The 12,403-nt window shown below is 49.9% G+C and carries 10 protein-coding genes; all 10 read right to left on the bottom strand.

What is annotated here, in order from left to right:
• Positions 1-243: 243 nt before the first annotated feature.
• Positions 244-1,680: an NADH-quinone oxidoreductase subunit N gene (locus D6024_RS24660; protein WP_121357490.1), complete on the bottom strand. Its 1,437-nt coding sequence runs from the start codon at positions 1,678-1,680 to the stop codon at positions 244-246.
• A 30-nt stretch (positions 1,681-1,710) separates the two neighbouring features.
• Positions 1,711-3,198: a complex I subunit 4 family protein gene (locus D6024_RS24655; RefSeq protein WP_121357489.1), complete on the bottom strand. Its 1,488-nt coding sequence runs from the start codon at positions 3,196-3,198 to the stop codon at positions 1,711-1,713.
• Positions 3,195-5,084 (bottom strand): NADH-quinone oxidoreductase subunit L, encoded by a 1,890-nt coding sequence (gene nuoL, locus D6024_RS24650; RefSeq protein ID WP_121357488.1) that lies wholly within the window; start codon positions 5,082-5,084, stop codon positions 3,195-3,197. The genes D6024_RS24655 and nuoL overlap by 4 nt, the downstream gene beginning before the upstream one ends.
• A gap of 60 nt (positions 5,085-5,144) precedes the next feature.
• A complete protein-coding gene (gene nuoK / locus D6024_RS24645) occupies positions 5,145-5,462 on the bottom strand; it encodes an NADH-quinone oxidoreductase subunit NuoK (protein ID WP_121357487.1) in 318 nt (105 codons plus the stop codon).
• 57 nt (positions 5,463-5,519) lie between these two features.
• A complete protein-coding gene (gene nuoJ, locus D6024_RS24640) occupies positions 5,520-6,143 on the bottom strand; it encodes an NADH-quinone oxidoreductase subunit J (RefSeq protein ID WP_121357486.1) in 624 nt (207 codons plus the stop codon).
• A gap of 39 nt (positions 6,144-6,182) precedes the next feature.
• Positions 6,183-6,698 carry an NADH-quinone oxidoreductase subunit NuoI gene (nuoI, locus tag D6024_RS24635; protein WP_121357485.1) on the bottom strand — a complete coding sequence of 172 codons (516 nt, stop codon included), beginning with the start codon at positions 6,696-6,698 and terminating at the stop codon, positions 6,183-6,185.
• Between the two features lie 86 nt (positions 6,699-6,784).
• Positions 6,785-7,741, bottom strand: coding sequence for an NADH-quinone oxidoreductase subunit NuoH (nuoH, locus tag D6024_RS24630; RefSeq protein ID WP_121357484.1), 957 nt, complete (start codon positions 7,739-7,741; stop codon positions 6,785-6,787).
• A 112-nt stretch (positions 7,742-7,853) separates the two neighbouring features.
• Entirely contained in the window at positions 7,854-10,556 is a 2,703-nt protein-coding gene (gene nuoG / locus D6024_RS24625; RefSeq protein ID WP_121357483.1) for an NADH-quinone oxidoreductase subunit NuoG, read from the bottom strand.
• A gap of 55 nt (positions 10,557-10,611) precedes the next feature.
• Positions 10,612-11,043, bottom strand: a complete 432-nt coding sequence (locus tag D6024_RS24620) for an ester cyclase (protein WP_162945007.1) — start codon at positions 11,041-11,043, stop codon at positions 10,612-10,614.
• Between the two features lie 69 nt (positions 11,044-11,112).
• The gene (gene nuoF, locus D6024_RS24615; protein ID WP_121357481.1) at positions 11,113-12,402 is read right to left on the bottom strand and encodes an NADH-quinone oxidoreductase subunit NuoF; all 1,290 of its coding nucleotides are present in this window, start codon (positions 12,400-12,402) and stop codon (positions 11,113-11,115) included.
• Position 12,403: the final 1 nt, after the last annotated feature.

Raw genomic sequence — 12,403 nt, 5'->3', positions numbered from 1 at the left:
CTACGATGTATCGAAGGTCGAAGCGCTCGATTCTGCCATTGATGCAAGTTGCTGATGCAAAATAATGGGACCAGGGGTTCAAGTCCCTCAGGATCCACAGAGTAAGTTTCAAAATCAGTCAATCCCTTGCACAGCAAAAAGACAAAAGCCCAAATTTTCTGCATACATCAAAGTACACCTTTCGCTGAGGTCATACAGAGCGAGCGAAACAAGGAACGTTTCCTTTTGGGTTCTTCTCTCTATTTAACCAAGGCGCAAAAATTGCCGTATATTTTCAATGACAATGTTTGGAAACACACCAATTACAATTAATAGCACAATCAATACCACCAGCGTTGTATAGGTAGCCATGTAAAAAAAAGGGTGTAGTGATTTCCCTGTCGATACGGCAGCCGGAGCATCTGTAAATAGCGTAGTAATAATTCGAAGGTAATAGTAGATGCCCATCACACTTGTAACCACCAGAACAGAAACAGGAAGCCACAAGCCGACATGCACACCTGTCGTTAACACCATGAATTTCCCAATGAACCCTGCCGTAAGTGGAATACCGGCCAGCGACAGCATGGCCACCGTAAGCACCAGCGCCATAACAGGCCGGGATCGGAACAAGCCCCTATAAAGTTCCAGGTCCTCTGCGTCCTGATTACTCGATGACAGTAAGGTCACAATGCCAAAGGCCGCTAATATGGTTATGGAGTAGGCCAGCAGGTAAAAAACAGCCGCTTCCACTCCGGCATTGTCGCCTGGCAGAAAGGCCACCATCAGGTAGCCGAGATGAGCGATCGACGAATAGGCCAGGAGACGCTTGATATTCTTCTGCTGCAAAGCCAGGATATTGCCTGCAATCATGGAAGCAATCGCGATGGCGGAGAAAACATACAGTAACGTCGTATTGGTTTGCAGTTGTATCGATAAACCAAAGCGCAATAAAACCGAGAACACGCCAATTTTGGACACTGTAGCAATAAACGACGTGACGGGTGAAGGGGCGCCCTGGTAAACATCGGCTGCCCAGATATGAAAAGGCACCAGTGCCAGTTTAAACCCGATGGCAACAACCATCAATCCGATTCCGGTAATGAAAGGAACAGAAGACCAGCGATCCGACTTTTGTGCAATCACTGTAAAATCCATACTGCCGGTTTCCATATAGATCAACGCCATTCCGAACAATAAAAAACCAGAGGTCACCGCAGCAAGCACCAGGTACTTGATACCGGCTTCCACCGCATTGTTCCGGGTGCGCAGGTAAGCGATCAATGCGTAAAGACTCACACTCAACAATTCAAGCCCGATAAAAAAAGAAATAAAATGACGGCTGATGGTCAGGATCGCCGCACCCAGTGTGCTTAAAAAAAGCAGGATATAATATTCCTTCGGGTTCTCTTCCCTTTCCTCGAAATAGATGTAAGAAAGAAGTCCTACGATCAGGACGGAAAAAACTATCAGACCCGTGAACAGGGCCGCATAGCCGTCCACAATAAACAGTGGTGTGATCACCACCGGCAGCCGGTCTCTTACATACCACATGGCAGCAATGACCACGCACATCATCAGAAAGCCAACGACCTGGATAACAGTATGGCTTTGGCGGAATGCGATCAGCAGGATCACGACGATAGAAGCAATTGCCAAAAGCATGAAAGGAAGTAATCCATAAAATTGTGTCCCATCCATATTGACCGATTTAATAAAACAAATGTGTCCTTAACGCGTCGCCACGGAAGCTCCTTCAACCAGTTGCATCACTGTTGGCCTTACCAGGTCCAGTACGGGCTGCGGGTAGATCCCTAACAGCACAATACTGATGACCAAGGCAATCATGGTGGCCAATTCCCTGGCATTCAGATCCCGCAATGGCGTTTCAATTGTCAACGGGCCCAAAAAGACCCGCTGCATAAGGCGAAGCGAATACAAGGCGGAGAAAACAAATCCAAGTGTTGCAATGATGGCTAACGGACCGTTTGCCGGAAAGGCACCCAGCAGCACGAGAAATTCGCCAATGAAGTTCCCGAGCAGAGGCAACCCCAGGGAAGCCATCACAAACACAAGGGCCATACCACCCATGGCCGGCATCGACGTCCACAAGCCACCCATTTGTGCGATATCCCTCGTATGCAGCCGCTCCTTTAGCATACCCGCCAACAGAAACAGGGCGCCGGTGCTGATGCCATGGGTGATCATCTGCATCACCACACCTTGCAGGGCTATCTCACGGAATGAAAAAATTCCCAGCAAAACAAAACCCATGTGACTAACGGACGTGTAAGCAATCAGCCGCTTTATATCCGTTTGCGCAAACGCCATCAGGGCGCCATAAACAATGCCAATGACACCAAACAGCATGGCCCATCCTGCTATCGCGGCTGCAGCCTGTGGGAAAAGAGGCACCACAAAACGGATGATACCATACGCTCCTGTCTTTAACAACAGGCCGGCCAGGATCAGGCTTCCCGCAGTGGGCGCCTCGCTGTGCGCATCCGGCAGCCAGTTGTGAAACGGCACCGCCGGCAGTTTGATGACAAAGGCAAGCAAAAAGCCCATCATGATCCAGCGTGAAGCCGTAGGTGAAAGTGTGGTGGAAAGCAGGCTAAAATAGTCATACGAATAGGTGCCGGTTTGTGCACCGTGAATAAAATACAAAGCCAGAATTGCGAGGAGCATCAGCAGACCGCCGGCTTGTGTGAAAATGAAAAATTTGTACGCCGCATACCGCCGGTTATTGTCGCCCCAGATGGCGATCAGGAAATACATGGGCACCAGCATCACTTCCCAGAAAAAATAAAACAGGAAGAGATCAAGCGCCACAAACACACCGGCAATTCCGGCCAGTGTCCACAACAGGTTGAAATAATAAAATCCTGTCCGTTGATGGATCTCGTTCCAGGAACAGGCCACAGCGAGTAGGCCCAGGAAAAAACAAAGCAGCAACAGGAGGAGGCTCAAACCGTCAGCAGCCAGGTGAAAGCTGATTCCAAAAGAAGGAATCCAGTCCGCCCTGTATTCAACTAGCCATGCCGGGCTGTTCAGGAGCGGTGTCACGGAGTGTTGCCATAAAATGAAACAGGTAAGAAGAAAATCAATCGCCACAGCAGACAGGGAGATCCATTTCACCATCGAAACATTCCATTGCGCCAGCAGCCAGCAGAAGAAACCGGCGACCAGCAGGATGCTTATCATGACAACCAATATCATACAAACAATTGTAAGGTTAAAATGAACAAAACACCAACCAGCACACCAGCCACGTACCAGCGAAGCGATCCATTTTGAGAATAAGAAAACCACCGGTTGAGCTGGCGGCTGCCGGATGCAAGTCCTTTGTTGATTTGATCAAAGAAATCCGTTTTATTCAGGTCCGTCATCCACACAAAGGGTTTTACAAAGACCGTATTGTATAACCTGTCGAAACCCCAGCCGCTGAAGAAAAAGTTGCGAACGGCAACAAATGCCGGTTTTTGTTGCCATTGCCCGATGACATGCGTGTTGCGGTAATACAAATAGTAACCGGAATAGATACCTGTCAATGTAAGCAGAATGGCGATTCCCTGGAAAACGATTTCAGACGGTATGCCTGTCCGCAGGATTGTTGCGGGCAAAACCTTTTGCACTAGCTCAGAAAACAAAGACAGATGCAGGATGTTGTGCGGCCATTCAACAAATCCGGCAACAACGCTTAAAACCGCAAGGATCACCAATGGCACCGTCATCAGCTTGGCCGGATAAGTGCTGACCGGCGTTTTCATTTCACCGTAGAAAACAACAATAACTAAACGGGCTGTATAAAAAGCCGTGATCAAAGCGCCACTGATTCCAAGCATCCAGAGCACAGGACTTCCTCCTCCGGCGCTCCATGTATACCATAAGATCTGATCCTTGCTGTAAAAGCCTGAACTGACAAAAGGCAGTGCTGCCAGGGCCGCAGCCCCGGCAAGAAAAGTTTTAAAAACAAGCGGCAGCCGGTTTTTCAATCCTCCCATCCGGAAAATATTGTGTTCGTGGTGCAGTGATTCAATGACTACGCCGGCAGCCAAAAAAAGCAGGGCTTTAAAAAAGGCATGGGTAAAGAAATGAAAGATGGCTGCACTCCATGCCCCCACTCCCAAAGCCAGGAACATATAACCGATCTGGCTGATGGTGGAATAGGCAAGAATGCGTTTGATGTCTGTCTGCACCATGGCGCTAAACCCGGCGACAAGCAAAGTAAGGCCTCCCACCACAGCGGTTGCCGCCATGGCCAAGGGTGATAACTGGAAAACCACATGCATTCGTGCAATCAGGTACACACCGGCCGTCACCATCGTGGCAGCATGAATCAGGGCACTCACCGGAGAAGGACCGGCCATGGCATCAGGCAACCAGGTTTGTAACGGCAATTGGGCCGACTTGCCCATGCCACCGGCCAGAAGCAATAAGGCAATGAGCGTAGTGTTTGATGCGCCTTGCTGAAAATGAGTAGGTGAAGCATTGAGGATGTCAGGAATGGTTAGCGTGCCGAGTTCTTTGAACAACAGGAATAGCCCGATCGCCATCGCCGTATCGCCGATACGGGTAATGTAAAACGCCTTGTTGGCCGCCCGGCAATTGGCCGGCGTTTCGTACCAAAAGCCAATCAACAGGTAACTGCACAGGCCAACGCCTTCCCACCCGAGGTAAAGCAGCAGGAGATTATCGGCCATCACCAGTACGAGCATGGCAAAAACAAAAAGATTCATGCTGGCAAAAAAGCGGGCATAATCCCTGTCTTCCTTCATAAATGCAACCGAGTAGAGGTGAATGAGGGCTCCCACAAACGTGATCACAAAAACAAAGACCAGCGAAAGCGCATCGATCCGGAAACGGAATGCACAGGAAAAATGACCTGTGCTGAGCCACTGCCAGAGCGTTTGTGTATACGCGCCATCCGCCGGAGGTGCCTGTAAAAATTGGATACCCAGCAAAAGCACCAGGACGGCCGCTGCACAAACAGTCCCGGCCCCAATCCATGCAATGAACGGTTTTGGCAATTGCCTGCCGATGAGAAACAGGAGCAAAAACCCCAGGAAGGGAAAAGCAGGAATCAAGGCAATCAGGTTGTTCATACAGCATTGTTTAAAGATCCCATTAAAAGCCTGCCGCTTGTTCTTTGGCAACAACATTCATCATCCCGGCACCTCATCTTTCAACGCTTTCATCTGGTCGATATCCAGCGACCGGTATTGGTGATGGGCCTGCAGCACCAGGGCAAGGCCCACAGATACTTCTGCCGCCGCCATGGCCAGCACAAACAAAAACATGATCTGTCCGTCGGGTTGGCCCCACCGCATACCGGCGGCTACAAAGGCCAGTCCCGCCGCGTTCAACATGATCTCAACCGAGATCAGAATGAAGATGATGTTCTTCCGGGTGAGCACGCCAACCAGCCCCAGTGCAAAAAGGATGGCGGCAACAATCAAAACAGTTTGCGAATTAAATGGCATACGGTTTCTTTTAATACAGTCATGTGATGGTGGTCCGTTTCACCAACCATCTTCGGCTCATGTTTTCTTTACCGGCTTTTTTTCTGCTGGCAGAACCGCTTCGGTTGATTCTTTTTCCCGGATCATAGTCAGCTTTTCAGCTCTTCGCTGCGGCCCTTTCGCTTCCTCCTGCAGGAAACGGTGCAGATGCTTTTTCCTGTGCTTACTGATGTGTGCCGCACCGACGATACCAGCCATAAGAAGAAAGCCCGCGAGTTCAACGGCAATCACATATTCTTTGTACAAGGCAATCGAAACTGCTCGCATCGGCACAGGCTTCACCTGCATGGGCACCTCCGGACTTCGGAACAATAAAATCACCAATTCTGTCAGTAATACAAGACAAAGAATGGAGGGTCCGACCCAGGTTTTCGGTTGCAGCCATTGCCTTTCCTGCAGCGCTGTATCCTTGCCAAGATTCAACATCATCACCACGAAAATCAGGAGCACAATGATTGCCCCGGCGTACAAAATGATTTCAAGGATCGCAACAAAGGGCGCACCCAGCGAGAGGAAAATCATCGCCATTGCCAGGAAAGAGACAACCAGATACAATAAGGCATGGATAGGCTGGTAACGGGTGATGACCATCAATGTTGAAATGATGGCCACAACTGATGCGATATAAAACAAAACTGGCATGTGCTTCAATTCAATTCGTAACAGAAAACGAACCTTCGCTCAGGGCAACAAACTATGGATATCCACCGGTGCTTCTTCTGTCTCTCCGCCGCCTTTAGCTTTTACACCCGCTGCAATTCCGGCTACTTTGTAATAGTTATAGCCGGGGTATTTTCCTTCGCTGTCGATCAGCAAATCTTCTTTTTCAAAGACCAGGTTCTGCCGTTTGTACTCGCCCATTTCAAAATCCGGGATCAGCTGAATGGCGTATGTGGGACAAGCCTCTTCACAATAGCCGCAAAAAATGCAACGCGAAAAATTGATCCGGAAAAATTCAGGATAGCGGCGGCCGTTCTCGTCTTCCGTGGCCTGCAGGGCAATGCAATCGACCGGGCAGGCAGCCGCACAGAGATAGCAACCCACGCAGCGTTCATCGCCGTCGGGATCTTTCGTCAGAACAATCCGGCCACGCCAGCGGGGGCGCAGCTTTACCTTTTCTTCCGGATACTCGATTGTCACTTTCTTTTTAAAAAGATGCAAAAACGTTAACCAGATGGTTCGCAGATGACTGAACATAGTAACTCTACCTCCGAAGATTTATTTTATGGAATGGTCAAACCTCTTCACAGAATACACATTCGATTGGCTTCTCTGGTCCATCCTTATCCTTTCAACCACAGCAATACAGCACCAGTGACCAGGATGTTCAACAGCACCAGGGGCAACAGCACCTTCCATCCTGTCTCCATCAATTGATCATACCGCGGCCGGGGAAGCGAAGCCCTTAATAGGATAAAAAACAGAATAAAAGCAAACGTTTTCAAAAAGAACCAGGCCCAGGGCGGCAAAAAGGCCGGACCCAGGTAGCCGCCAAAAAACATCGTTGCCATCATGGCCGAAATGAGGGTAATGCCCAGGTATTCGCCGATGAAGAACATACCGAACTTCATCCCTGAATACTCCGCATGATACCCCGCAATCAATTCGCTTTCTGCCTCGGGAATATCAAATGGCAGGCGGTGTGTTTCGGCAATTCCGGCAATAAAAAAGATGATGGCGCCAAGGGGCTGTGTGACGATGAACCACATATTTTTTTGCGCCATGACAATATCACTTAGTTTGAAAGAACCGGTCATCATCACCACACCCATGAGGCTAAGTCCCATGAAAACCTCATACGCAATCATCTGTGAGGCGCCACGCAAAGCACCGAGCAAAGAATATTTGTTATTGGAAGCCCAGCCCCCCAACACAATGCTGTACACGCCAAGTGAAGACATGGCCAGAAAAAAAAGCAGCCCGACATTGAGGTCCGCAACAATGATCGTGGGTGTAAACGGAATGATCACAAAGCCCATGAGCACACTGGCCACCACAATCGCCGGTGCCGTAATAAAAATCCATTTATCGGCAAAGGGAGGAATCCAGTCCTCCTTAAAAAACAGCTTCAACGTATCAGCCAGCACAATCAGGATGCCGAAGGGACCTGCCCGGTTGGGACCAAGCCGCTCCTGCCACATCGCCAGCATTCTTCTTTCTACCCAGATAAGACCGGCTGCGATGTTCAGCAACACGAACAAAACACCCAAAACAATCAAGACATGTTGCAGTACTGTCATACGCTTCAGAATTTGAAAGTTCACATGTTCACAGGTTCACGAGTTCACAAGTTCTGCTTAGCCATTTTCACATTTGCCATTATTCGGATTTTCTCATTATACCATTATCCCATCACACCTTCTCCACCTTTATCCATGAATTCCAATTCATGGAATCCGCACCCAACAAGCCTGCTGTAACCAGCAGAATCCCATCAGGCAATTCTTTTTTTAGTTGAACCGGTAGTGTATAGTTTTTACCTGCAACAGACAAACGGATGTTGGCACCACCGGCCAATGCCAGCCGTTTGGCATCGTTTGCTGATAGTATCGCATACGGAGCCGGTGACAACTCTTGCAGCGCCCTTGTGTAACTGCTCAATTCTCCGGATCCCAATACATGATAGTGCGGGAGCAACAACCATTTTTCCTGCCTGGTATGGAAGGCCTCGGGTGGTTCTTTAAAATACGTGGGCTGCTTCCCATTCAGGTCAAACAATTTGATCCCCGGATCGCCTCCCTTGAGAGAGCCGCCCGGCTCTTCCTGGTACCTGGTGACTGCTTGTACGGAGTTCCATCCCGGTGCCCAAAAGAACGGAACTGCGCTGGACGGCGGAATCCCTTTATAACCCTCCATGGTAAACGAAAGCGGCGAATCATCGTCCTGCAAAGGCTTGGGCTCACTGACATGTTGATTGGCCAGCATGGCTGTGCGGCCGCTGTAGCGGTGCGGCTCCCGTGGTATCCGCTCACCGTGAATGGAGAAATTGTGTGCCGGTGCGGTTTGGTTAATGCCGCTGAACTGCGGCAAAGCGGTTTCTAGTTCAGCCAGCAACTGGTCGGGATGTAGGTTGTGACCGTTGCTTTTTTGCAGGCGCAGCAGGGATAATTCTTTCAGCCATCGCCATGTTTCTTTGATCAACGGGTTGGAAGGCATGAAGACCTGGTAGAAACGCTGGGCACGGCCTTCGTAATTGACGATCGTTCCATCGCCTTCGGCAAAACTGGCAACCGGTATCAGCGCCTGTGCTTTTTCCGTCGTCCGGTGGAAGAGAGAATCAAGCACGATCAGGTTTTTACAGCGTTTGAAAAAATACTCAACTTCCTCTGACGGGATCGAACGATAAAGATCGTTTTCAATGAGGATCACGGTGGTATCTGTTGTCTCTTCGATTCGTCGTACAGCTTTGTCAAATGAAGGCGCCTGCATCATGGCCAAACCCATGCTGTTGCACTCGGGTACAACATAACAAAGCCCTGCAGACTTGCCAGAACTTGTCAGGAAAGCGGCAAGATTGTACGCCGCATTGATTACCCCTTCGTTGCAAACCGAAACGCCGCTGATGATGACCGGCCGCTTTGCCTCCTGCAGCACTGCGGCAATAGACTTTGCATGATACAGAAGGTTGTCATCTGGATTGTCCACTGCTGGCTGCGAGGCATCCATCTGGTTGACTATTGCAAAACCCAGGCGTGCCATATCATCGGGAGCCATACGCAGTGTACTTGCTGCCACTTCATCCAACGGTGAATTGAGCAGGGTAATATTGCAAAGGAATCCTTTTTCCTGCTGCACAAATTCCTTGATAGCAGCATCATTCCATTGCGGCAATTTCAATTGCAGGGTAGCATCGGCAGCAGCCATTTTCCTGACAGTCTGCAAAACAGACAGCGCCATCCGCGGTGCCGTGTTCCAGATATCTTCGCCCAGAATCAGCACGGCGTCCGCCTGTTCTATTTCTTTCAGCGAAGCACTGTGAACCGTACCTGAACTGAGTACACCAATGATCTTGCGCAGTAAGTAGGCTTCGTCTTCGCTAATGCCCTGGTAAAAATTATCGACACCAACCAGTTGCCGAAGGGCAAAATTGCTTTCCATCGAAGCCCGTGGCGAACCGATGCCAATCAAGGATCCGGTTGAAAGTGTTACCTGTAAATGATTGTTTAACTCCTGTTCGCTTACGGCTTCGATTGGACGATTGCGAAGTAAAGGCTTCGTGACCCGATTTTCACTGTTCACAAATTCATATCCGTAACGACCACGGTCGCAGAGGAAATACCCATTCACCTCGCTGTTGTACCGGTTCTGAATGCAGCGCAATGAGCCGTAACGTTCACCGGCAATGGTGTTGCAACCCACGCTGCAATGCTGACACACGGAAGGCGCCATGGTCAAATCCCATTTCCGGGTATAATGCTCTTTCAGCGTTTTATCGGTAAAAACGCCGGTCGGGCAAACCTCGGCCAGGTTACCACTGAAAGGGCTTTCTAATACCCCATCGCTTTCCCTTCCAAAATATACATGGTTATGCGCCGCGAAAACATCAAGGTCCTTGCCACCGGCATAATCGCGGTAATACCGAACACATCGGTAACACTGGATACAGCGGTTCATTTCATGATGCACCAAAGGACCCAGGTATTGATTGCGATAGGTGCGTTTTTTAAAACGATACCGTCGATAATCATGTCCTGTCATCACGGTCATGTCCTGCAGGTGACAACTGCCGCCTTCGTCACACACCGGGCAATCATGCGGATGGTTGGTCATCAGCCATTCGATCACCTGCTCCCGGAATGCAGTGGCAGTTTTGTCATTGATGGAAAAGCGCAAGCCTTCTTTCACTTCTTCCATGCAACTCATCACCAATCGTCCCTGCGGGTCATTTTCATCTTTGAAGACTTTGACGGCACACTGGCGGCAAGCCCCTACACTGCCCAGCGCCGGGTGCCAACAGAAATAAGGCAGGTCAAGACCCAGCGCAAGACTGGCCTCCAGCAGGTTCTTGCCGGCCTTTACGTTGTAGGAAATGTTATCAATAAAAATGACAGGCATGGTCAGTCATTGATGTGACAGCCAGGGCGGATCAAATTGTCTGCCTTTCACAAGGTCAATAGACATGCTCGTCCTCTTCGATGGCTTGCCAGGCAATATCCTGTGAATCCATCACCGCCCAACTCTCCACAAACTTTCCGTCTTTCAAACGGATCATTTCCATCACCACGATTTCGATGGTGTCGTGCCAGTCTTCGGTTTCCGACGTTTCGTTGGTCAAAAGACCATGATACGATTTATGCAGGGCCACCATATCACCCTCGGCTACCAGGTCGTAAACGTGCACGGTTAAATCGCTGATGGCAGGCCGCAATGTGCCCTGAAAGAAATTCCTATAGGCTTCTCTTCCCTCAGCGTTGCCATGGGCACTGTAATGATACAGAAAGCCCGGATCAACGATTTCATCAAACACTTGGTCGTCTCCTTCTTCAATAAACGCTTTCTGGAAGCGCATCACGACTTCTTTGTTTTTTTCCAGTGTTTTCATACGTAACATTTTTTTCTTTTTAGACAATAATCAGCGCTTCAACAACAGGCACCCGTTGTCTTTCTCGGATCACCTGTGTTCATGCCCGTTCCACGGACAGCTTTTTTCATGGATATGTCGCTCAAAATCTTCCCGGAAATATTTCAATGCACTTTGCAAGGGTTCCATAGCGCCGGTTGCCAAGGCACAATACGTATTACCTGGTCCCAGCATCTTTGTATGAAGGCTGAGAATGTCCAGGTCTTCTTCACGGCCTTCTCCTTTTTCGATGCTCAACAGGATCTTTTCCACCCAGGGTAGCCCTTCCCTGCAAGGCGTGCACCAACCACAGCTTTCCTGCGCAAAAAAATGCTGCAGGTTGTGCACAAATCCAACCGGGCAGGTGGCATCGTCCATCACGATCATGGTACCCGTTCCCAGGCGACTGCCTGCCGCGGCAACCGATTTAAAATCGAGCTTGATGTCCATGTGTTCGGTTGTCAAAAAATCAGTGGAGGCCCCGCCGGGCAAAACACCTCTTAACTGGTAGCCATTTGCCATTCCGCCTGCATGTTCTTCAAGCAGTTCCCGCATGGTAATGCCCATAGGCAACTCCCAGGCGCCAGGTCGTTTTACCTTTCCGCTGACACCGTAGATTTTTGTACCACCGTCTTCACTTTTACTCAGGCCTTTGAACCATTCGGCACCATTGGAAACAATATGCGGAATGCAGCAAAACGTTTCAACGTTGTTGACAACGGTTGGCTTGCCGAACAAGCCACTGACCTGCGGGAATGGAGGTTTCGACCGTGGTGTTGCCCGCTTGCCCTCCAGGGCGTTCAGCAGGGCTGTTTCTTCACCGCACATGTAGCGGCCAACACCCGTGTGCAGGTGCATCTGAAGTCCCCAACCGCTGCCCAAAATGTTTTCCCCGAGATAACCGGCTTCATACGCTTCAGCCAACGCCTTTCGGATAAGGTGGGCCGCTTTTTTATACGCCCAGCGCAGAAAGATGTACGAAATGTCGGCCTGTATGGCATAAGCCGCGATGATCATGCCTTCGATCAGCTGGTGCGGATTGCCCTCGAGCAGCAGCCGGTCTTTGAAGGTGCCCGGCTCCATTTCATCGGCATTCGCTATCAGGTATTTTGGATGCCGTGCTTCATCGCCCATCGGAACAAAACTCCACTTCAGACCCGTGTTGAACCCGGCACCGCCACGACCTTTCAGGTTGCTGTCCTGCACCACCTGTTGCACTTCTTTCGGTGTCAATTCCTTTACCGCCTTTTTCAGTGCAGCATAGCCACCTGCCTGCTCGTATTCTTTGAGCGTAAAAGCAGGCCGGCGGAGATCAATATGTTGCGTTAACGGACGCTCCATG

It is taken from the genome of Flavisolibacter nicotianae (genome assembly GCF_003628535.1).
Taxonomy (GTDB): domain Bacteria; phylum Bacteroidota; class Bacteroidia; order Chitinophagales; family Chitinophagaceae; genus Flavisolibacter; species Flavisolibacter nicotianae.
Note: the sequence above shows the minus strand (reverse complement) of the source record. Positions and strands in the feature narration are given on the sequence as shown.

Excerpts from the sequence above, each read along its gene's own strand:
- D6024_RS24660 (WP_121357490.1), bottom strand. The coding sequence starts at position 1,680 with ATGGATGGGACACAATTTTATGGATTACTTCCTTTCATGCTTTTGGCA.
- D6024_RS24655 (WP_121357489.1), bottom strand. The coding sequence starts at position 3,198 with ATGATATTGGTTGTCATGATAAGCATCCTGCTGGTCGCCGGTTTCTTC.
- nuoL (WP_121357488.1), bottom strand. The coding sequence starts at position 5,084 with ATGAACAACCTGATTGCCTTGATTCCTGCTTTTCCCTTCCTGGGGTTT.
- nuoK (WP_121357487.1), bottom strand. The coding sequence starts at position 5,462 with ATGCCATTTAATTCGCAAACTGTTTTGATTGTTGCCGCCATCCTTTTT.
- nuoJ (WP_121357486.1), bottom strand. The coding sequence starts at position 6,143 with ATGCCAGTTTTGTTTTATATCGCATCAGTTGTGGCCATCATTTCAACA.
- nuoI (WP_121357485.1), bottom strand. The coding sequence starts at position 6,698 with ATGTTCAGTCATCTGCGAACCATCTGGTTAACGTTTTTGCATCTTTTT.
- nuoH (WP_121357484.1), bottom strand. The coding sequence starts at position 7,741 with ATGACAGTACTGCAACATGTCTTGATTGTTTTGGGTGTTTTGTTCGTG.
- nuoG (WP_121357483.1), bottom strand. The coding sequence starts at position 10,556 with ATGCCTGTCATTTTTATTGATAACATTTCCTACAACGTAAAGGCCGGC.
- D6024_RS24620 (WP_162945007.1), bottom strand. The coding sequence starts at position 11,043 with ATGAAAACACTGGAAAAAAACAAAGAAGTCGTGATGCGCTTCCAGAAA.
- nuoF (WP_121357481.1), bottom strand. The coding sequence starts at position 12,402 with ATGGAGCGTCCGTTAACGCAACATATTGATCTCCGCCGGCCTGCTTTT.